The sequence below is a fragment of the Marivirga harenae genome (assembly GCF_030534335.1).
GTDB lineage: Bacteria > Bacteroidota > Bacteroidia > Cytophagales > Cyclobacteriaceae > Marivirga > Marivirga harenae.
The window spans coordinates 2,204,583-2,227,310 of record NZ_CP130565.1; the positions used below are offsets into that span (position 1 = coordinate 2,204,583).

19 protein-coding genes are annotated in these 22,728 nt (G+C 35.5%); 5 read left to right on the plus strand and 14 right to left on the minus strand.

Annotated features, from left to right (window positions below):
• Positions 1-33 precede the first annotated feature (33 nt).
• The 10 genes from Q3Y49_RS09525 to Q3Y49_RS09570 all read right to left on the minus strand — a co-directional run bounded on the left by Q3Y49_RS09525 (position 34) and on the right by Q3Y49_RS09570 (position 12,419).
• Positions 34-540, minus strand: coding sequence for an AAA family ATPase (locus Q3Y49_RS09525; protein WP_303267920.1), 507 nt, complete (start codon positions 538-540; stop codon positions 34-36).
• The gene (pnuC, locus tag Q3Y49_RS09530) at positions 537-1,142 is read right to left on the minus strand and encodes a nicotinamide riboside transporter PnuC (RefSeq protein WP_303267921.1); all 606 of its coding nucleotides are present in this window, start codon (positions 1,140-1,142) and stop codon (positions 537-539) included. The genes Q3Y49_RS09525 and pnuC overlap by 4 nt, the downstream gene beginning before the upstream one ends.
• 223 nt (positions 1,143-1,365) lie before the next feature.
• Positions 1,366-3,129: a tetratricopeptide repeat-containing sensor histidine kinase gene (locus Q3Y49_RS09535; RefSeq protein WP_303267922.1), complete on the minus strand. Its 1,764-nt coding sequence runs from the start codon at positions 3,127-3,129 to the stop codon at positions 1,366-1,368.
• 38 nt (positions 3,130-3,167) lie between these two features.
• The gene (locus tag Q3Y49_RS09540) at positions 3,168-4,691 is read right to left on the minus strand and encodes a P-loop NTPase family protein (protein ID WP_303267923.1); all 1,524 of its coding nucleotides are present in this window, start codon (positions 4,689-4,691) and stop codon (positions 3,168-3,170) included.
• Positions 4,692-4,700: 9 nt separating this feature from the next.
• A complete protein-coding gene (locus Q3Y49_RS09545; RefSeq protein ID WP_303267924.1) occupies positions 4,701-5,798 on the minus strand; it encodes a vWA domain-containing protein in 1,098 nt (365 codons plus the stop codon).
• Positions 5,799-5,890: 92 nt separating this feature from the next.
• Positions 5,891-6,640: an NRDE family protein gene (locus tag Q3Y49_RS09550; RefSeq protein ID WP_303267925.1), complete on the minus strand. Its 750-nt coding sequence runs from the start codon at positions 6,638-6,640 to the stop codon at positions 5,891-5,893.
• Between the two features lie 58 nt (positions 6,641-6,698).
• Positions 6,699-7,505 (minus strand): NAD(P)-binding domain-containing protein, encoded by an 807-nt coding sequence (locus tag Q3Y49_RS09555; RefSeq protein WP_303267926.1) that lies wholly within the window; start codon positions 7,503-7,505, stop codon positions 6,699-6,701.
• Positions 7,505-8,131: a sterol desaturase family protein gene (locus Q3Y49_RS09560; protein WP_303267927.1), complete on the minus strand. Its 627-nt coding sequence runs from the start codon at positions 8,129-8,131 to the stop codon at positions 7,505-7,507. The genes Q3Y49_RS09555 and Q3Y49_RS09560 overlap by 1 nt, the downstream gene beginning before the upstream one ends.
• Before the next feature lie 92 nt (positions 8,132-8,223).
• Positions 8,224-9,363: an N-acetyl-alpha-D-glucosaminyl L-malate synthase BshA gene (gene bshA, locus Q3Y49_RS09565; protein WP_303267928.1), complete on the minus strand. Its 1,140-nt coding sequence runs from the start codon at positions 9,361-9,363 to the stop codon at positions 8,224-8,226.
• Positions 9,364-9,467: 104 nt separating this feature from the next.
• A complete protein-coding gene (locus tag Q3Y49_RS09570; protein WP_303267929.1) occupies positions 9,468-12,419 on the minus strand; it encodes a serine hydrolase domain-containing protein in 2,952 nt (983 codons plus the stop codon).
• Positions 12,420-12,708: 289 nt separating this feature from the next.
• Here Q3Y49_RS09570 and Q3Y49_RS09575 point away from each other — a divergent pair, with 289 nt between their 5' ends.
• The 4 genes from Q3Y49_RS09575 (at position 12,709) to Q3Y49_RS09590 (ending at position 16,709) form a co-directional block, all read left to right on the plus strand.
• Positions 12,709-13,038, plus strand: coding sequence for a hypothetical protein (locus Q3Y49_RS09575; RefSeq protein WP_303267930.1), 330 nt, complete (start codon positions 12,709-12,711; stop codon positions 13,036-13,038).
• 77 nt (positions 13,039-13,115) lie between these two features.
• Positions 13,116-14,960 (plus strand): DNA mismatch repair endonuclease MutL, encoded by a 1,845-nt coding sequence (mutL, locus tag Q3Y49_RS09580; protein WP_303267931.1) that lies wholly within the window; start codon positions 13,116-13,118, stop codon positions 14,958-14,960.
• A 46-nt stretch (positions 14,961-15,006) separates the two neighbouring features.
• Positions 15,007-15,798: a rhomboid family intramembrane serine protease gene (locus Q3Y49_RS09585; protein ID WP_303267932.1), complete on the plus strand. Its 792-nt coding sequence runs from the start codon at positions 15,007-15,009 to the stop codon at positions 15,796-15,798.
• A gap of 5 nt (positions 15,799-15,803) precedes the next feature.
• Positions 15,804-16,709, plus strand: coding sequence for a rhomboid family protein (locus Q3Y49_RS09590; RefSeq protein ID WP_303267933.1), 906 nt, complete (start codon positions 15,804-15,806; stop codon positions 16,707-16,709).
• Between the two features lie 285 nt (positions 16,710-16,994).
• Here Q3Y49_RS09590 and Q3Y49_RS09595 read toward each other — a convergent pair whose 3' ends face one another.
• The 4 genes from Q3Y49_RS09595 to lpdA form a co-directional block, all read right to left on the minus strand.
• Complete coding sequence (locus Q3Y49_RS09595) at positions 16,995-18,107, minus strand: T9SS type A sorting domain-containing protein (protein WP_303267934.1); 1,113 nt, start codon at positions 18,105-18,107, stop codon at positions 16,995-16,997.
• Positions 18,108-18,410: 303 nt separating this feature from the next.
• The gene (locus tag Q3Y49_RS09600) at positions 18,411-19,238 is read right to left on the minus strand and encodes an anti-sigma factor (RefSeq protein ID WP_303267935.1); all 828 of its coding nucleotides are present in this window, start codon (positions 19,236-19,238) and stop codon (positions 18,411-18,413) included.
• A complete protein-coding gene (locus Q3Y49_RS09605; protein ID WP_367892476.1) occupies positions 19,235-19,780 on the minus strand; it encodes an RNA polymerase sigma factor in 546 nt (181 codons plus the stop codon). The genes Q3Y49_RS09600 and Q3Y49_RS09605 overlap by 4 nt, the downstream gene beginning before the upstream one ends.
• Positions 19,781-19,993: 213 nt before the next feature.
• On the minus strand, positions 19,994-21,385 hold the full coding sequence (lpdA, locus tag Q3Y49_RS09610; protein ID WP_437439971.1) for a dihydrolipoyl dehydrogenase: 1,392 nt from the start codon (positions 21,383-21,385) through the stop codon (positions 19,994-19,996).
• Positions 21,386-21,522: 137 nt separating this feature from the next.
• On the opposite strand from lpdA, the gene Q3Y49_RS09615 reads away from it, so the two are divergent.
• Entirely contained in the window at positions 21,523-22,683 is a 1,161-nt protein-coding gene (locus Q3Y49_RS09615; RefSeq protein WP_303267936.1) for a hypothetical protein, read from the plus strand.
• Positions 22,684-22,728: the final 45 nt, after the last annotated feature.

Sequence of the window (22,728 nt, forward strand, 5' to 3'; positions counted from 1 at the left end):
TGTCTAATAAGGAGGGAAATGGAAAAGCCCTCCTTATCTTATTTTCTCCACAGCCTCAATAGCCCTTTCCAATCTATCTTTTGTTCCTGAAATAACGGTATAGTCCAAATTTGATTCCACTAACTCATTGTGATAACGTTCAAAAAGCTTATCTCTCATATTGGGGTTCTCTCTAAGTGGGTCTTCCTCCCAAGGCAAATCAGGAGCACAAAGCAAGTAAAAATTGTATGGACGAGACTGTAAATGATTTAATACCCAAGGATGGCATTCACCATAGTTTACTTCATACCAAACCTTCATCATGATTAAATCAGTATCGCAGAAGAGCAGGTTTTTAGCTATAAAACTCATTCTTTCTTCCCAAATTACCATTCCCTTACTAATGGCCAATAGATCAGATCGATTATAATCCTTTCCATTTTCCTCTAAATACTTTCTTCCGTATTCAGGGACAAAAGGTTCATTATAGTGTGTTGCCAGTGCTTTTGAAAGAGTGCTTTTCCCTGTACTTTCAGGTCCAATAATTGCGATTTTTTTCATGCGTACTTGGTAAAGTAAATTTTCCGCCAATTTAGGTAACCGGCAAGTGCAATGATTACATACGCAGCCATGAGTACTGAGGTTAAATATAATTCTCTTTGAAAGTAAATGTAAACCGCAACGGTATCAATCACAATCCAATAGAGCCAGTTTTCAAGGACTTTACGAGTCACCAATATGGTGGTTAATACGGCAAAAACTGTAGTAAAGGAATCTAAATAAGGGAGTTGGGCATTGGTGTTTTCTACTAAAATATAGCCTAGACCGACTGTGAAAAGTATTCCTAACAATAGGAAGATTCCATGTTCACGCCATTTCATTCTAGAAATCGGCAATTCCTTTTGGTCATTTTTAGGATGCTTCCAATGCCACCATCCATAAATTGTAGTGCCCAGGTAATAGACATTTAAACCCATTTCAGCATAGAGTTGGACTTGGTAGCAAATTACTAAGTAGATACTTACACTAACAAGACTAGCATACCAGCACCAAATCATTTCTTTAGCTGCAAAATAGATGTACAGTATGCCAAAAAACACACCAAATCCTTCCAGCCAACCCATATTGAGAAGGCCTTCATATAGTTCATTTAAAATGTCCATTTGTTAATTTATTAATTCCTACGCCTGCATTATCAGGATCAGGTCATGGGTATGTTCTCAGCCCGTTATTATGCGGCACCCCTTCGTTGACTTCGCTAAGGTAATAGTTGAGTTCGAATAAGCAAAATTTACGACTAGTCCCTAAAGAGTTCTTTAAGCGAGTCTTATTGAGTAGCAGGTATTAATTAAGGCCTTGTTTATAGCTTTGTTGGCGTATAGCTACTTATTTAAATTCTTCTTGAGGAAGGGGTATTTTAACTTCAAAAGTGCTGCCTTTCTTGAGCTCACTGCTGACCGATACTTCTCCTTTAAGTCTTTCGATTGCTCTCTTCATGATGAACAAACCTAAGCCTGTTCCACTTCCATTTTCACTGGCCCTGTAGAACATATCAAATATCTTTGATAGATGCTTTTCTTCTATTCCTTCACCATTGTCACATACTTTGACATGGATTTTTCCTTTTTTCTTGAAAATTTTAACTTCAACCACAGGGTTTGTTTTCTCCTCATCAACATATTTAATGCTGTTTTCAATTAGATTTTGTAGAATCGTATTAACGATATACCACTCAGATTTAAAGTAGAGATTACTTTCAATATCAATTGTGAAGCTAATTTTATTGTAATTGGGTAAATAAGCATATGCTGAAATACAATTGTCTACTATTTCGTAGAAGTTGATAGGTGTTAATTTAATATCTCTGTAGTTTAATTCAGTGATATTGATTAGCTCCATTACAATCATATTTAGACGCCTGATTTGGTGGTCATACATTTTAAAAAAGTGTCTTGCCTCAGGGTCTTTTATGTCCTTATCAACCAAATCACTCAAACCCAATAAGGAGGCGATTGGGCCTTTCAAATCATGTGATACACGGTAAAAGAAAGAATCAAGTTCAGTATTTTTCTTTTCAATAATAGAAGCTTTTTCTTGTTCGATTTCAGCATCTTTTTCAATATCCTCCAGTTGTGAAATTACTTCGTAGCCGTCAACAAGATTCTGAATGTATTTATTGTTCTCTTCCTCACTAAATTTGACATATTCCTCCAAATGGAAAAGAGCTTTAGATGTATTTACCGGCTTAAAGCACTGGAACAGTAATTGATGACATTTAAATAGGCTCTGGTTCAAATTCCCCTTTTCGGCAATTTGAGCTGCCTCTTCTAAAATGTCTATGGCTTCCTTTATTTTGCCCTCTTGAAAATAGACTTTACCAAGTTTCTCCATACTTTCCACCATTCCTGCTTGTAGGTTATATTTGGTGAATAGTGATAGAGCTTTTTCAAAACTTTCCTCAGCTTTTTTTAATTTTCCAGACTTGACCTTAATTTTTCCAGCAAGATAGTAGGCACTTGCTAACTTTTCTTTTTGATGAAGTTCTTCTTTTAAGGTAATGCATTTTTCAACCAAGAGTGCTGCCTTTGGGATCTTTTCTGATTTCAAGTTAATACCTGCAAGACTTAAAAATATATCACTTATTAGATTGTTGTTCTTTTGATCCTCAGCTTCGGCTAAAGCTTCTTCATATGCAAGGTATGCATTTTTAAAATCGTGAAATTCTTCATACAGATTACCCAAAAGACACAATGACTTTGCATGGAAACCGTAATCCTTGATTTTTGCATAATAATGAACTGCATCTGTTAAATGAGGTAATGCTTCACTGAACTTTCCTTGCTCTTTATAAATCGTGCCCAAATTATAGCAGGAATCTCCTCTTCCTCTTTCATAATTTATTTTATTGGCAATGGATTGTGCTCGTTCAGCAAGGGATTTGGCAGTTGCAAATTCCTTGTTTTTTCTTTGTAAAAGCGATAGTTGATTCAGTGCATCTGCATGAACAGCGTTCTTACTTTTGATTTTTTGGGATTTAAAAAGAGCTTTTTCCGTTAAGCTTATGGCATTTGTAATACTTTCTTTTGAAACTGCATGAGCTTCAGCAAGCAACTCCTCAATCTCCCCTACAAGGTTGTCAGCTATCTTCAACTATATTTTTATTCAATGGTTCTATGGTAAATATAATATTATATATTAAAATCATCATCATTTTCAGCTGAATCTTCAAAATTTAACATACTGCTTAACAGGTCTTTAAAACTATGACCTTTTGCTAATGCATGTTTGCTAAGTAAGCTGTATTCAGCCATCCCATGCAGAGCAAATTCCATCATAAAATATGTTTCTTTTTCACTGAGTCCACTATGATGGGTTTTCACCAAATCTTTCAAACCAGGAATTTCTTTCAACTTTTTTTGATAATCTTTTTCCGTATCGTCATGAAAAAGGTCTATTTTCTTTCCATCATTAAACCATTTGATTATAGACTTATAGGGATTTTTCTTTTCCCTATCCTTTCTCAATTCCTCAGGGTTTGGAAAATAGTGGTCAAATTGGGATCTTATGGCCTTTCCGACTAATGTCTGTGCCACTATTCCGGGGCCTTCTTGCTCTCCTTCATAAACTAACTCCACCTTTCCTGTAATAGCAGGCACAACACCAGTAAAGTCAGACATTCGCACATACACTTTTTCTTCTTTGTTAACTAATGATCTGCGTTCTGCTGCACTAATTAAGCTTTCGAAGGCAGATATTGTTAACCTTGCTGATACACCACTTTTTTCATCAATATATTCACTACTGCGCGCTTCTATAGCTATCTGTTCAATTAAATCCTTCGAAAGGTCGTTTAATTCAACTACGTCATTTTGTTCATCCTTAATCGCAGCTTCTTGAGCGGTGATCTTTCTGCCAATTTCAATAGATTCAGGATAATGAGTTATTATTTGAGCATCTATTCTATCTTTTAATGGAGTGATTATACTGCCTCTATTTGTGTAATCTTCGGGATTCGCAGTAAACACAAATTGAAGATCAAGTGGTAATCTTAATTTGAATCCTCTAATCTGAATATCGCCTTCTTGTAAAATATTGAAAAGTGCAACCTGAATTCTAGCCTGTAAATCGGGCAGCTCATTAATTACAAAAATACCCCTGTGTGACCTAGGAATCAATCCATAATGAATTACTCTTTCATCTGAATAAGGAAGTTTCAATGTTGCGGCCTTAATTGGATCAACATCACCAATCAAATCGGCAACCGAAACATCTGGAGTAGCTAATTTTTCTGTGTATCGTTCTTCTCGGTGCATCCAAACCACGGGGGCTTCATTCCCTTTTTCCTCTAAAATATCTTGTGCCTGTCTAGAAAGTGGTTGCATAGGATCATCATTCAGTTCGCACCCTCTCAAAACAGGAATGTACTCATCCAGTAATAAAGTCATCATTCTGGCAATACGTGTTTTTGCTTGACCCCTAAGACCCAACAGATTGATGTTATGACGAGAAAGAATTGCTCTTTGAATATCTGGTATTACTGTATCCTCATATCCCCAAATACCTTCGAAAACATTTTCCCCTGCTCTCATCTTTTTTATAAGATTTTGTCGGAGTTCTTCTTTTACGGTTTTTGGTTGATAACCACTTTCCATTAATTCTTTTAGGGTTGTGATTTTTAATTTATCTTGGGTAGCGAGTGTTTCGTAGCTCATAAACTTATTTCAGTATCTTTTTTTTCTATTTCTTTTATAATCTTCAAAAACTAAATTGCCAAGTCCTTGCAAACTGCTATAATAAGCACTGCCATTATTTACTGTGGTAAATTCCTTAACAAATTCTTGGAGATATGGGTCTGAAGCAATCATGAAAGTAGTAATCGGAATGCCCAGCCTTTTGCATTGTGCCCCTAAATTGAGCGTTTTATTCAATATTTTAGGATCTAGTCCAAAGCTGTTTTTGTAGTATTTAATGCCTTGTTTCATGCAAGTTGGTTTCCCATCCGTAATCATGAAAATTTGTTTATTCTTATTTTTTCTTCTTCTTAGCAAGTCCATAGCTAACTCTAATCCTGCAATCGTGTTGGTGTGATAGGGACCCACCTGCAGATATGGTAAATCTTTAATTTGAATTTGCCATGCATCATTGCCAAAAACAATAATATCAAGAGTATCTTTTTTATACTTCTTGGTGATAAGTTCAGCTAAAGCCATTGCTACTTTTTTGGCTGGGGTTATTCTATCTTCCCCATACAAAATCATGGAGTGTGAGATATCAATCATCAAAACAGTAGAAGTCTGTGTTTTATATTCGCTTTCAACTACCTCTAAATCATCTTCAGTTAGCATGAAATCTCCTAATCCATGGTTGATTTGAGCATTTCGTAAGGAATCTGTCATGGAGATTTGGTGCAATAGATCCCCAAACTCATAATTTCTTCTGTCCGTTCCGGGTTCTTCTCCTAGTCCAGTAAAATTGGTTTTGTGCTCGCCCTTTCCGGATTTCTTCAGTTTTCCGAAAATTTCTTCCAAAGCATTTTTTCTAATATTCTGCTCTGTTTTGGCAGTGATTTCAAAAGATCCATCTGGGGTTTTGTCTGAGATAAAGCCTTTATTCTTTAAATCTTCTATGAAATCGCCCATCCCATAGTTAGCATCTGTAATATTATATTGCTTATCAATATTGGTGAGCCAATTCAAAGCCTCACTTACATCACCACCGGTAATAATCAATAGTTCATTAAACACATTGAATAATTGATCAAATGTGGTGTCTGATAAATCTTTGTGAGCTAAATATTTTGTGAACCTATAACCTAACATATCTCTGCTTAACTAATATAAGAAGATGAATGTTACTATTATTTGATTTAATTTATTGTATTTTGGAAAAGGAATAAAACTTAAGTCGGATTTTACAGGATATGATGTGAGAATTCTTGGTTCACATGCTGGGATAAGCTAATTTCCTGAATTTGATTTTCTAATAAGTTATGATTGGTCATTTTCATAATGCCTTTCAGGGAACAAATGCTGGTTATGCTTAGCGTTTTTACAACTCCTCGGTCCATAATCATATCATTTTGAAGATCCCCGTTTCCAGCATTCTTGTGAAATTCTCGGATGGCGTCAACAGAGTATACACTGTTTTCACTTAGCCATTTTTTAAACCATGTGTTTCTGTTCTCTATAGATTCTTTGGTATAGAGTTGAGCAGAAGCCCATAAATGTGGACTTTTAGGGTCTTTCTCCACTAAAAAAGTATTTTCACCGTCCCATTTAAATTCAAGAATCTTTAACTGTGGATCATGAAATAGAACAACCATCGTAAACGGTTCAATGTCTGTAAAATCGTAATTTTTAAAAAATTCATCAGGCTTTATGCATTCAATTGCTTCCATCACAACCAGACCTCTGCTCATTCTGTATGGAGGCTTGATCTCGTGCGGTTCGTAAGCTCCATTTAGTAAACATACGCTGATTCCTTTATCAGATGTTGCAACCCAGGTCCCTCCAGCTTTTGGATCTTGCGGGAACACTATATTCTTACCTTCTACGTGGTGATAGGCAGGGAAAAATGACTGACCCCTATCTGGACTTTCATCTCGATTGGACGTCAATATATACTGCTCTTCAGAAAGTGGTAAATATGTAAGTGTGCACATAACTTTTATAAAACTCTCGAATGATAGTAAATAATAGAATCTTTAAAAAGTCATTTCTTTAATTAGTATAAAAAAAATGCAAAGGGTCAGGGTAAATGAATGAATAATCTAAAATATGTTCAATTTTAATGCTTTTGATGATTCTGTTAGTCAAAACTTGTTGTTCATTTCCAAAAACTGGGGGCGGGAAATTAAAGTCTTTGGAATTTTGATTGAACACCTCTTTTTTCGTGGGGTGTTTTGGTGCAACACCGTTTATTACATAACCCCATTTATTTGTAGATAAAACAGCCAAAATTAAGCCTATGGCATCATCTTGATGAATATAATTTACCTTTTGCTGGTGTTGTTCTAATTTTTTGTTTGAGAAATATTTTCCAGGTATTCTATCGTATCCCAATAAACCGCCAAAACGGATGATAGTTAGTCTTTCTCTAAAGTGTTCTATGAGTAGCTCTTCAGCCTGAATCAGCGCTTTGCTCCTGTCTGATTGTAAATCCAAATCATGATCTTCATCGATAGAATGATCAACTTTAGGATATACAGAAGTGGAACTTACATAAATTATTTTTTGCTTTTGGGGAATCTGGTTTACGATTGCCTCTAAACTTTCTCGATGATGGTCTACTCCTTTTTTGGAGGTTTGAGGAGGGATATTAACGATTAAAAAATCTGAAGCAAAAAAATTAGAATCAATCTTACTCTTGGGTAGTTCAATTTGATACGCCTCTATCCTTGCTTTTTGTAAGTCTTTTATTTTCGATGAGGTCGTTGAACTTCCTTTTACTTTGTAGCCCTCATTTACTAATTTTTCAGCAAGAGGAAACCCTAACCACCCACAACCTAAAATACTTACGGATGCCATTATTTCTTCTTGTTGGGAATGGTATTAAATACATAGTCCCAAAAAGGAGAAGATACTCCAAAATATTGATCAGGATGTTTATAATGATGTATACTATGATTAATCCATAACCATTTCAGGAAATTTTTTGGAGGTTGATATGCATGAATAGCATAATGAACAAATGCGTAAACGAGATAACCGATTAAGAATCCAGGCACAACTGCAAATGCATAATCTTGTATAATTAGCCAAAAGGCAGCAAAAATTACACTACTGATTAAAATTGCACCTGCAGGTGGCATCACAATTCTATCTTTGTCTTTTGGGTATTCATGATGGATGCCATGAAAAGTATAAGTAATCCATCTTTTCCATCTTTTGTCATCGTCCATGTGAAAGACGTAGCGATGGATAAGGTATTCTCCTAAAGTCCAACCAAAGAAACCTGAAATAAACAATGCAGTAAATACAATTCCATCAATGTTGAATTTGCTTAGTGCTAAATAAGCTAAGTAGATAGAAATGATTGCTAGAATACTTAAGGGTATAGAAAAATGACTTCTTGTTAATTTTTCTAGTATGGGGTTTTTAAACAAATTTTTGGTTCCCGAACCTTTAATATTTTTGTCTTGAGCTAAATCCATAACTAATAAAAGTGACAATTGAAAAAGTTGTTCTTCGATTAACTATGACCAATTAACGACTAAAGTCATCAATTGTTCTGTATATTAGGTTATCATATCCTTTCAGTTACTTCTTTTTTAAGAATTTTGGAATAGAAATTTTCGTAGAGAGGTAATATATTCGTGATATCAAATTTCTTGGCTCTTTCAAGGGCATTCTTTTTGAATTGATCTAGGTTTTCATCTGCTAAAATATGGAGTGATTTCTCTGTCATGTCCTTCACATCTCCGACATTACAAGTGAAGCCCGTAACGCCATCAATGTTTAATTCAGGAATTCCTCCTGCATTAGAAGATATGACTGGTACTTCGCATGACATGGCTTCTAATGCCGCCAATCCAAAACTTTCTTTTTCGGAAGGCATTAGAAATAGATCACTTACTGAAAGTACTTCTTCTACAGCTTCTAATTTACCTAAAAAGCGAATATCATCGCAGGTGCCTAATTCTCTGCATAACTTTTCCATTTTGATCCTCTCTGGACCGTCACCAACTAGCAGAAGTTTTGCTGGAATGATTTTACGTACATTATTAAAAACGTAGATAACATCCTCTACTCTTTTGACTTTGCGAAAGTTTGAAGTGTGTACCATCAACTTTTCACCATTTGGGCAAATTGCGGTTTTGAAATGATCTTTTTTCTGTCTTTTAAACCTACCTAGATCAATAAAATTAGGTATAACTTCAATATGCTGATATATATCAAAGTGCTCTAAAGTATCTTTTTTTAAATCTTCTGAAACGGCAGTTACTCCATCAGATTTATTGATGCTGAACGTGACAACAGGCTCGTAAGAAGGATCTTTACCCACTAATGTAATATCTGTCCCATGCAGGGTAGTTACCACTGGAATGTCAATATTCTTCTCTTTAAGAATTTGTTTAGCCATATAAGCGGCCGATGCATGGGGTATCGCATAGTGCACGTGTAATAAATCTAGTTTCTCGTGCTGGGCAACATCTACCATTTTACTGGCTAATGCCAATTCATATGGAGGGTATTGGAACAGCGGATACGTTCGAATATCTACCTCATGATAGAATAAATTTTCATTAAAAAAATCTAAACGAGTAGGCTGTGAGTAAGTAATAAAATGAACATTATGTCCATTCTTTGCCAGTGCTTTTCCCAATTCTGTTGCTACAACTCCACTTCCACCAAAGGTAGGATAACAAACTATTCCTATATTCATTTAATCAATGTTGTTAAATTCAGTAATACTGTAGGTTGAGATTTAAAACGTAAGCCTTCATGATTATGTTCAAAATACTTTTGTGTGATCAATTAGTTTTTTAATCAATTGACATACTCCTCTTGCTGAGATTCATATTCAAAAATAGATTGATAGATAATATCCATAATGCGGGTTCGAATATTTGAAGAGATCAGTTTTCTGTTATTGGCATCAGGATAAACCCTGTTAGACAAAAAGATATAAACCAGACCAAACTCAGGATCTGCCCAAGCGGCAGTTCCTGTAAAGCCGGTGTGTCCGAAAGTTAGGGGAGAGGCATAATGAGATGTTGGGGAAGGACCTTCTTCTTCCACTGGTTTGTCCCAACCTAAACCTCTTCTATTTTCGTCAAATTGCTTTCTTGTAAAATATGGCACCGTGCCTTTACTAAAATATCGTACTCCTCCGTAGGTGCCGTCCCATAAATTCATTTGCATTAAAATGGCCAGATCCTTCGCATTGCTAAACAAGCCTGCATGCCCTGCAATTCCTCCAACCATGGCCGCACCTTGATCATGCACCCAGCCTTTTATCAGATCATTTCTAAAAACTAAATCATTTTCAGTAGGGGCAATTTGCGATTCAGGAAATCGACATAAGGGTAAAAAACCCATAGTTTTCATGCCCATTGGTTTGTAGAAATTTTCAGCTAAAAATTCTTCATAAGTCATATTCATCATACGTTCACTGATCTTTTGCATAATGTAATAACCCATATCAGAATACCTATAATCATAATTCTTTTTCCATCTGGGCTTTTCCAACAGTTCAGAATCAATGACCCATTGCCAAATAGAATCACCTAATACCTGATGTCCATAAAGCCCAGAGGCCAACTGATGCGGATAAAGCGAAGCTTCATGATTCTGATATAAAGGTGTTTTCAATCCAAACATATCATGAGTTTGTCTCCAAAAAGGGACATATGGAACTAAACCTGCTTGATGCGTTAAAATATTACGTAAGGTCATATTCTGTTTGTTGCTTTTTTTCAGCTCAGGTAAATAATTGACTATTTTTTTATCTAAATCAATAATTCCCCTATCATACAGAAACATGATGCTTTGAAGAGTGGCCGATACTTTAGTGATGGAAGCTAGGTCATAAATAGTTTCGTCATCTACCTTCGAATACTTGTGATAGGTTTGATACCCATAGTTTTTTTCATAGACAATCTGTCCGTCTTTTGCTACTAGTATTTGGCAACCAGGTGTTGCTTCTGTTTTAATGGCTTCTTCGGCTATAGCGTCAATTTCTGCCAATATTTTTGGATCCATTCCAACATCCAATGGGCTGCTGTAGCCAAATCTATTAAGAGTTGTAGAATTGAGTCCAGTACCTGCGGGCATATTAGGTGCAACAGATACAGGTAACTTTCCTTTTATTGCCTTAGCTCCAAAAAGCATCTGAGGAGCCAATTTTTGTGTAATGTCATTGTCCTCATACATCAAAAGAACATGCTGAAAGGATTGCAAGTATTTTAAACTATAAGCATTTCCAAAAACAGCCAAAACAACATTGGCTTTTTCTGACAAATTTTGAAGGAAAAGTAAATCTTCGGATTTTAAACCAAATCTCTTTGAGGAAGAATTATTCATGTCGTGAATGCCTACCACCACCGTTTCATACTGGCTTAACTGATCCATTAGTCGACTGTAATCACCCAAGTCCATGTTGTCTTTCGATAAATTGTAGTGCGTAAAATCTGCATATTTACTTAAATATTGCTGAAATATGCTGTTTTTGCTGCCTCTTAAAGATATTGAGGCAAAATTGGTAGTATCTAAGATATGTATTGGAAGAAACTTCTTTTCATTTTTTACAAGTGTAGCTGCTTCAGCATAAAGTCTTTCGTTTAGATTTTTTGCGTCTGCTGTATGGAGCTTTTCATTAATATTATCAATTTTCAATTTCTTAAATCCAGTATGTAAGCCCAATTTGTATTTTGCATGAAGAATTTTCTTTACACTTTCCTCTAATCTTTCTTCTGTCAATTCCTTTTGCTTCAATGCATTTTTAATCATTTTAACTGCACTGGGAACATTCATAGGGAAAAGCAGAACATCATTTCCGGCCTTAAAGGCTAATAAGTCAGTTTCTCCTGGAGCATAATAATCACTTACGCCTTTCATATTTAATGCGTCAGTAAAAATGAGCCCATCAAAACCTAATTTTTCTTTCAATAAGTCAGTAACTACATTTGAAGAAAGTGTTGTGGCCTTATTAGGCGTTTTATCATAAGCAGGGATATGCAAGTGAGCTACCATCATGCTATTGACTTTATTCTCGATCAATTTTTTGAACGGATACAGTTCTATTTCATTCAGCCTAGTAGTATCATGTTTAATTACAGGCAATGTCATATGAGAATCAGAATCCGTATCTCCATGTCCAGGAAAATGCTTAGCGTTGGCCATTAAACCATTTTCTTGCATTCCCTTCATGTAGGCTACTCCTTTTTGAGCAACGTTTTCTTTGTCTTCTCCGAAGGAACGATAGCCTATAACGGGGTTTTTAATGTTGTTATTAACATCTACAACTGGCGCGAAATTTACGTGTATGCCAAGTAATTTAGCTTGCCTCGCAATTTCTGCACCCATATCATAAATCAAATCATTATTTTGAATCGCTCCTAAGGTCATTTGCTTAGGGAAATTCATGGTGCTATCCAATCTCATGCCCAAGCCCCATTCTGCGTCCATTCCAATCCATAATGGGGTTTTCGACTTTGCCTGTAATCTATTGGTGATGTTTATTTCCCGAACTGGACCACCTTGAAAAAATATCAACCCCCCTATGTGATGATTTTCGATCAGAATCTCTAAATTTTTAACATGTTGTTCGTCTTTATTGGAATATGCAGCCACCATGAAAAGTTGACCAATTTTCTCATCTAAGCTCATTGCGTGGTAGGTATTGTCAACCCATTTTGGGTACAATGTTTTTTGTGCAAAAAGTGAGCTTGTAACAAGCAAAATATTAATAAATGTTAAGAAAAAAACTTTTTTAAACATGTGGTAGTTTTGAATTTATGATAAAAGCTAAATTAACATTAAGTTTGTTTCTTGGAAAGATGAATTCCATTAGATTGTTAATTATTCGCTAATTTGTTGAAATTAATTGAAATGATATCAACACTTTACAATTTAAACTTACATAACGTTCGCTTCGTTCTTTTATTCATCTGTTTTGCATAGCTGATGATGAAATGAGTAATAATATTCGAAGGTGAAATTTACTTATCAGCTTGAAAGTGCTTAATATGAATTCCATCTGACCGTCTAAAATTTAAATAATATACCTATGAAATTTCCGTCCATATTTAGACTTCCAAAGTATCAAAGGTTTGAAATACAGCCTAGGTACTACGATCCTGTGAAAGAGGATTTAGAAAAAAGGACCCATCGAATAAGGCAAGAGTTAAAAAACGAAAGAAATGGTGGTGAATCTGAAAGTATCCGAGAGGCATTTAAAGCCAAAAGAGGCGCTAATCGTTCTGCAGACTTATTTCAATTTTTGATGATAATTATGGTTGGTTTGTCAATTGGAGGATACTTGATGTATGGTGCCAGTGTCTATTTTGCATTGCTCCTATTGGTCCCGCTTTATATTTTTCTAAGGAAGAGAAAATGATTCATCGCAAGAAACTGATCATTCGTTTCACAGTTACTACTACTTAATTTTAACCTGGAATCTATAGACTTTTTTAAATGTCAGATATAATTCAGTTGTTGCCTGATGCAATTGCCAATCAAATTGCTGCTGGTGAAGTGGTTCAAAGACCCGCATCTGTAGTAAAGGAATTATTGGAAAATTCCATTGATGCTGGAAGTTCCAAAATTAAATTGGTGGTGAAAGATGCAGGTAAGCAACTTATACAAGTGATAGATGATGGCATAGGGATGTCTGAAACTGATGCTAGGATGTGTTTTGAACGACATGCTACTTCTAAAATTCGGAAATCAGACGATTTATTTGCGTTAAAAACGATGGGATTCCGTGGAGAGGCCATGGCTTCAATTGCAGCGGTTGCACAAGTTGAGCTTAAAACCAAAACCCCAGAAGCTGAACTTGGTGTTTTGCTTCAAGTTGAAGCATCAGAAATCAGAAATCAATCCCACACAGCTCATACGGGTGGGACAACCATTTCAATTAAGAATCTTTTTTATAATGTTCCTGCAAGAAGGAATTTTCTGAAATCCAATGCCGTGGAAATGAGACATATAATCGATGAATTCCATCGAGTGGCTCTTGCAAATCCGCGGGTAGCATTTAGTTTGCACCAAAATGATATGGATGTTTACCAGCTCAATGCTGGCAAATTAAGCCAAAGGATAGTAGGCTTATTTGGAAAAAATTATCAAGAGCAATTAGTTTCTTGTGAGGAAACCACAGATCAATTAAAAATTTATGGTTATATAGGGAAACCGGAATTCGCCAAAAAAACTCGTGGTGAGCAGTTTTTCTTTGTCAACAACCGATACATCAAAAGCGGATATTTGCATCATGCAGTAGTCAACGGTTTTGAAGGATTATTGGCAAAAGAGGCACATCCTTTTTATGTTTTGTGTCTGGAAATTGATCCTAAAAGAATTGATGTAAATGTTCATCCTACCAAGACCGAGATCAAATTTGATGATGAAAGGATGGTTTACGGTATTTTAGCAGCGGCTATTCGACAAGCCTTAGGAGCACATAATGTAGCACCAGCTTTGGATTTTGACAGTGATGTGAATTTTAGTTTCAATGCTCCACGAAGAAATAGAATTGATGAATTCTCAACGAAAGCGGCCAATTATCAAAAGTTTAAACAACCCAAAGATAATGATGGGGAGTGGGATAAAATCTTGTCTAATTTTCAGGAGCTAAGTGATAAAATTAGTAAAGAAGATCAACAGGATGTTAAAGATGATCGACAAGAATCCATGACTTTCGGTAGCTCCATCAATGAAGAAAGAGAGACCAAAACCCCTAAATCTGAATGGGGAGAAGCTAAATCAAGTATTTTCCAGATTCATCAAAAGTATATTGCTACGCAGGTCAAATCCGGTTTGATGTTAGTGGATCAGCAGGCTGCGCACGAAAGAATTTTATTTGAAAAATTCAATCGCCATTTACAGCATAGTGACGGAAGTTCACAACAGTTCCTTTTTCCGGAGCAAGTGCAACTATCAACTCCTGATTATACTTTGGTGATGGATATGGAAGAGGAACTAAAAGCACTGGGATTCGTAATTTCTTCTTTCGGGAAAGATACGGTGGTGATTAATGGTGCACCCACGGAATTGACAGATACTTCCGTAAAATCGGTGTTTGAAGGGTTGATAGATCAGTTTAAACATAATAAAAATGTATTGAGCATATCAAAAAATGAAAATATAGCTCGTTCTTTGGCAAAGAGGTCAGCCATAAGAGGAGGCCATAAATTGAATGCAGAAGAGATGAATGCCTTGATTGATAAATTATTTGCCTGTCAAAATCCCAATTATGCACCCTCAGGTAATTCAACTTTTATTATTTTTGACCTTGATAAAATTGCAAGTTTCTTCAACTAACGAGAAGCTAAATTTAGAGATTATACAATTTATATTATAAAAATTTATGTTTGCGAGACTTACTCCGGTTGTTAAAAACCTACTTTTAATAAATATAGCATTATTACTGATTCCTTCTTTTGCAAATATTGAGTTAGCCCAGTACTTTGGTTTGCGCTATATTTTGGCGGATTCTTTTCGGCCTTTCCAGTTCATAACCTATATGTTTTTGCACTCTGGCTTTGGACATTTGTTGGGTAATATGTTTGCCCTATTCATATTCGGTCCCATGCTAGAGCGGTTTTGGGGCTCAAAAAGGTTTTTTATATTTTATATGGTGACAGGTGTTGGTGCTGGTATGCTATATGGAGTTGTGAATTTCATTGAAATGCAGCAATTAGAAAGTGCTGCTCAACAATATATTGAGAATCCTAATTATGAGGGTTTTGTTTCCTTCATTCAAGAGAATGCTAATTATGCTTATAGGCAATGGTATGATTTCATTGATGCTTATGGGGAAAACCCAGGTAGTCAAGAATATATTGATGCGAGTGTTCAAAGGGTTCAAGAAGTGGTTAGATTTCAAGGAAATGTACCATTAATTGGAGCTTCTGGGGCAGTATTTGGAATTCTTTTTGCCTTTGGATTTCTTTTCCCAAATACGGAACTGTTTTTATTATTTCCACCTATCCCTATCAAAGCTAAATACCTTGTAACCTTCTATGGATTATATGAGTTATATGCAGGCATACAGAATGTTCCGGGCGATAATGTGGCGCACTATGCCCATTTAGGTGGAATGTTGATTGCATTTATTCTGTTGAAAATTTGGCAGAAGAACAGTAACAGATTTTATTAAAGAAGATGGCAGGATTTTTCGATGAGTTAAAGCAAAATTTTAAAAGGCCCAACAATGCCTTGAATCAGTTGATTATTATCAATGCGGTGGTTTTTGTGGGTTTGGGTTTGTTGGCTTTAATAGGTAAGTTTTCTGGGACGGAGGGACTTTTTGCTGTAGTAGATGCGCAATTTACTATTCCACCAGATCTAGAGCGATTTATTTATCGACCCTGGACTGTTATTACTTATGCATTCTCTCATGCTGGTTTCTTCCATATTCTTCTCAATATGCTAGTGCTTTACTGGTTTGGAATGTTAGTTTCGCAATATCTAGGGAGTGCTAAATTGGTCAATCTATACGTTTTAGGGGCACTTGCAGGTGCAGTTGTGTTTATTTTGGCATATAATTTGGTTCCTTTCTTAGCTGAAAGAGGGACGAACGGCATGGTGGGTGCCTCAGCAGCAGTTTATGCTGTGGCAACTGCATCAGCAACTTTGCTGCCAGATCACAAATTTCATTTAATTTTTATAGGCCCAGTCAAGATAAAATATATCGTTGCAGTTTATATCATATTATCCCTTCTTGGTTCTGCAGGTCCAAATGCTGGAGGAAATATTGCACACCTTGGTGGTGCAGGGATTGGCTTTTTATATGTGCGAGGATTGCAAGCTGGAACAGATTTTGGTTTATGGATTCAAATGACTTTAGGTTTTATCCAAAGTCTGTTTAAATCTAAACCGAAAATAAAAGTCACTTATAAAAAGAAACAGCCTACTGGAGCAAGTAAAAGCAGCGCGAAATCCTCTGGTGCTTCCTCAGCCATTGAGCAAGAAGAGATTGACAGAATATTGGATAAAATATCTGATAAAGGATATGAAAGTTTAAGCAAAGATGAAAAGCAGAAGCTTTTTAATGCAAGTAAAAAATAATTAATGATTACGAATTAATAATTAGTAATTAGGGCATTCCAATTCTTGTAACGTTGTCTTTTTTTCAATTTACCTTTGCTCAATTGATAAATAAAAAAGATTTGTATTTACTCAGCCACTATTATACAAAGTTTAATCCCTCACCACCTCTCATCTAACTACTCCCTCTTGAAGGTGTTTTCACCTTCAATTTTCTGTGAGATTTCAGAGACAATAATAAAGTTTGGGTGAAAACACCCAAATGGGGGCAAGCGCTATTAAATTATCTTTACTGAGTTCTTGTACTTAATGAACAAAAATCCTAAGATTTTCAGTAAGTCCATTATGATAGATTTTTAGGATATACATCCCCTCTTCCAGTTCGCCTAATTCCAATTTTGACACTTGAGGATCAAAATTTAATTGATTATATAAATTTCTTCCAGAAGAATTGAATAAGCTTACCTTGTTTAGTTTTCCCTTAAACTCCTTAGGTAACACTATTTTTACGTTTGAAATGTTAGTTGTCGGGTTTGGGTAAGCAGAAACCTGATTGCTAAAAGTATTTTTTATTTCTATGGCTTCAAAATATTCAAAGCTATGATCAATATCAACTGCTTTTAATCTATATCTAATAATGCCAAATGGGATGGAAAGGTCTGTGAAATCATAGTAAACATCCGTCATGCTATTTCCCTGTCCTTCCACGAGGCCAATTACTTCAAAGGGTTTTTCATTGACCGATCTTTCAATCTCAAAATGAGAAAAGTTCTCTTCCTTGGCTGTTATCCAATTTAATTGAGTTGCGTTCTTTGCCAGAATTCCTTCGAAAACTTTGAGTTCTATTGGAAGTGTGTTGTATATCTCTTGGATTTCGGGTGGGATTTGTCCGTCAGTAGGCTCTCCATCTGAATTACCTTCCACATAAAATTTAGAATTTGTACCGTTATTACTAATATTTGCCCCTGGGCCTTGATTATAGTCGCCATTGACAGCAATGGTTCCATCGTTTGCTGCAATACCACCGTCTCCAGTTGGAAATATTATAAAGAATTCACCCTGATTATTTAAGTCTCCATTTACGTAGAGATAGCCACCATCTTCAACTGTTAATTCTGAATCGGGATTTATAGTTAAATCACCGTCAACTACAAGAGAATCCCCAGAATATACGGTTAGATTGGAAGGGTTGCTACCACCAAAAAAATTCGTAGTACCTAATGTGAAGTTCGAGAATCTTGTTACACTACCGTCAATGAAAATATCTTGACCTCCTTGATTCGATAGCGGTCTGTTACCAGAAGACCAAGCTGAATCATCACTCCAATCAATAAATTGCTCACTTGGAGAGATATTTTGTGCTAACGAAAAGTGTACCGAAATACAACCAATTAAGATGAAGTAAAATAATTTTTTCATGACATTACATTTATTGGCTTAACCAATGATTATGTAATATTATGATTAATGAAGTTGAATTGCTTTTAAGAATTAAGTAAAAGCAAATGTATGTAATAAAACTAAAGAAAATTAATCTCTGACATTTTATCGATGAAATGTAGAAGCCTACAGAAAAAAATGGGATATTATCTGAATAAAGGGATCTACCAATCTTATAATTGATAAAATCTCAACATTTTTAAAAAATAAATTACATCAAAACATCATAAAAAGAGGAAAATTATGCTTTTAGATTTACTTTTAGAAAATTAAAATCCGTGATTAAATCTGACCGATTACATACATTTTCTCCATGGTAGGATTTTCACTGCCGCCTCTTGGCTCTAAGGTAACTGCAAAGGCAGAGGCTTTGCTCGTAGTTTTCATTTTGAGTAAGCTTGTCATGTCACCTGCAACATCAAAAACACCCATATCCACCGGACTGCCATCTACTATGGCCCACAATTGATATTGATTTTTGACTTCATTTGCTGGCATTTTCTTAGCATTTAAATAAACCTCATTGGTTTTCTTATTCCAATGGACAAATGCCTGAGCATTAGGAGCAATATCCAAGCCTGTCATTGGCACTGTTTCAATTCCAGGCTGTCTCAGAATCTGAATATTACTTGCATACTGATCCATTTGGTTTTTGACCACATTATATTGCTGAGCCATGCTCTGGTTTTGGGCAATAATATTGGATAATCTGGCTTCGGTTTCCTGCCACTGATTGTAATAATAGCCACTTAAGACTATTCCGATTACAGCAACTATACTTGCTGCAGCAGATAAATATGGATATATGGAAAAGGATTTTTCTTCCGTTTTCATCTCTGGTTTAGAAAAATTATAATCAACTTCGTCTTTTGTTGAATTTGTTTCTATTCCCAATTCCTCAAAAAGTGCATTTTTGGATTGAGCTGGAGGTGCAATACTTCCTTCTTGACCTAATGCAAATAAGGTTTCTTCAGCCTCATCAATGGCTTTTCTTACTTCTTCATGCTCTTTTGCATACTGAAGCAATTCCTTTGATTCGGACTCATTTAGCTGGCCCAAAACAAAAGCTTCGATTACTCCTGACGATATGTATGCTTCTATCTTACTCACAATAATAATTCTCTTAATGTACGCATAGCTGTCCTCGCTCTGGTTTTGACAGTCCCTAAGGGGATATCAAATTCCTCAGATATTTCAGTTTGCGTATAGCCTTTAAAATACATTTGATCAATAACAAATCGAAGTTCGTCTGAAAGCTTATCTAAAACTTTTTCTAAACCTATGCCATCAATTGATTGCTCTGTTGAATTTGCATTGTCAATGGTATGTACGTTGTCAGAGACTGAATCGGTTTTGCTTGTATTTTTTATTTCTTTGGATCTCAGTTTATCGATGGAAGCATTTCTGCTAATATTCACTAACCATGTGTACAGACGCCCTTTTTCAGCGCTGTATGCATTGATATTTTTCCAGGCTTTCATGAAAACATCATGCAATACTTCTTGAGCAACTTCTTCTGTTTTTACTATTCTTATTATAACGCCATAAATAGCTGCACTATAATTATCGTACAGATACTCGAAAGCACTGGGCTTCTGTGCTTTGAGCTCCTTAATAAGAACTTCCTCTGATATTTTAACTACTTGTGCTATGGTTGTAAATTTCGTTTGCTAAATAAATGATATTAAGTCAATAAAAAAAGCTGTTAGGCAAATTCAATTTATTAAATCTGCTAAACAGCTTTTTGTTTTGATAATGCTGAAGTTTTAAACCAGTCAGGTTTTCAATAGCTATATATTAAAATGATATTCTAAATCAAACGCTTTTATTATAATCAAACCTGAAAGGTTTCAGCTACTTTTCATTTATATATGAATCACCTCATCATAGGCAGCCGCAGCCGCTTCCATCACAGCTTCACTCATAGTTGGGTGAGGATGAACGGTCTTAATCAATTCATGACCAGTAGTCTCTAATTTTCTTACGGCCACAATTTCAGCAATCATTTCTGTAACATTAGCACCTATCATATGGGCACCTAATAGTTCACCATACTTTGCATCAAATACTAATTTCACGAAACCATCTTTTGCTCCGGCAGCGCTCGCTTTTCCTGAAGCAGAGAAAGGGAATTTACCTACTTTCAATTCATAGCCAGCGTCTTTAGCTTGTTTTTCAGTATAACCAACGGATGCAATTTCTGGGCTACAGTAAGTACAACCCGGTATGTTTTTGTAATCTAACGGCTCTGGTTTTTCGCCTGCGATATTTTCAACACAGATAATACCTTCTGCCGAAGCTACGTGTGCTAAGGCTGGACCATGAACGATATCGCCAATGGCATATACTCCATCTACATTCGTTTTGTAATAATCATCAACTAAGACTTTTCCTTTGTCAGTAGAAACACCAGCATCTTCTAAACCAATACCCTCTAAGTTGGTAGAAACACCAACAGCAGAAAGTACTACATCACAATCTAGTTTCTCTTCGCCTTTTTTGGTTTTAACAGTTACTTTGCAACCGCTACCTTTGGTGTCAACAGAAGTCACTTCTGAGCTAGTCATTATATTTATACCAGCTTTTTTATACGTTTTAGCTAGTGCTTTTGAAACCTCTTCGTCTTCTACTGGAACAATTCTGTCCATGAATTCCACTATGGTTACTTCTGTGCCAATAGAGTTATAGAAATAAGCAAATTCCACTCCAATCGCACCTGAACCTACAACCACCATTTTCTTCGGTTGTTTTTCTAAGCTCATCGCTTTTCTGTACTCGATAATTTTTTTACCATCTATCGGTAGGTTTGGCAGCTCTTTTGCCCTTCCGCCTGTAGCTACAATAATACTGTCAGCAGAATATTCAGTTTTTTTGCCGTCAGCTTCTACCTCAACCTTTTTGCCAGATTTCAGCTTTCCATAGCCCATAATCACATCAATCTTGTTTTTCTTCATCAAGAACTGTACACCTTTGCTCATGCCATCTGCTACACCACGACTTCTTTTAATCATGCCTGAAAAATCTGCTTTAGCGTCTTTCACAGAGATTCCGTAATCTTCCGCATGGCTTATATATTCAAATACATTGGCACTTTTTAATAATGCTTTAGTAGGGATACAGCCCCAATTTAAACAAATTCCGCCCAAACTTTCCTTTTCAACAATAGCTACTTTTTTACCTAGTTGAGAAGCACGGATTGCCGCTACATAACCTCCGGGGCCAGAGCCCACTATTATAATGTCATATTTTGATGCCATAATATTGATTAATTAAATTTTGGATTCTTTTTTCTTACAGACAAATTTAATGGAAAAGGGGCTAGAAAAAAATTTTGTTGCTTTTATCAAATTTTCCATATCATTGAATAAGTTTTTGTTTTTTAAGTCCTTTCTGCATGCGTGAAACATTTATTCCTTTTTTTATTAAAAAGTATTTCGATTATATTTTAACATTATTCATTTCCGGAATTTTATTTTGGGTTGTGAATTTCTTTGGATTGGGCTATACCTTCGACTCAAGGATGTATGTTGAAATTGCGAATGAGGTTAATTCAGTTGGTTTTTTTCAAATACAAGGATTTAATGTTAAACCACCAGTTTTACCATTCTTAATTGCAGTTCTGGGTGAGAGCAATATGGTTTGGTTAAATTTTCTTTGTTTTATTGTTATTCAAGCCTTTGGTGTTTACTGGTCTCACCAGATCAAACATGCTTATTTGCGCTATACATTTTTAACAATAGTAATTTTCGCAACTCCTCATTTACTAATTAGCTCATTTTTATGGACAGAACCTCTGTTTTTAACAATTCTACTATTAACCTTTTTTTTACTTGAAAAACACCATAAAACTCAACTTACTAGTTATGTTTTTTCGGCAATTGTATTGTTAATAACCCTTCCCTTTGTACGTTTTGCAGGTATATTTTTGGTTGTCCCTACTTTTGGGTTTCTCCTAATTAGATCAAAAAGAAAAAAAATAGTTTTACTTTCAATTGTGATCTTGTTCTTTATTTCATTTGGATGGGTATTTTTGTTCAGCGAAGGATTTTTAGGCCGCTGGGATAGGTTTATAACTCCATTAATCTCAGGAAGAATTAACCATATCGGATATAATCTCACCTCTTATAGTAAAGCAATCACGAGTTGGTTTTTTCCTTATATGATTGATGGCTTCTTTAGCAGATCTGTAAGTGTACTCATTCTTTTTATTGTCATTTATAAATCTTCTCTGCTCTACTTTCAGAACCATAGAAGTAAGATTTATTTGACTCCCTTACTGTTTATCATTTATTGCGTTTTAATGATATCTGTATTTAGAGTAGAGTATTATGCAGCTGAAAGGTACCTGGCAATTTTTTATTTGCTATTGTTCTTAAATCTGTTTCTTCAAATTGATGATCTCATTAAATCTACTCAATCGATTATTGTTAAAAGAGTTACTTATTTTGGTATTGCTCTTTTGGGAAGCTATAGTGTTTTGAGAGCGATCAGAAATGTTTTTTTCTGGAATGGACTCAGGACGGACTCTTTCGATTTGAGTTCAATTCTTATTTAGGATGACTTCAGGCTAAAATTGTAATCATAAAATAGCAATATGGGC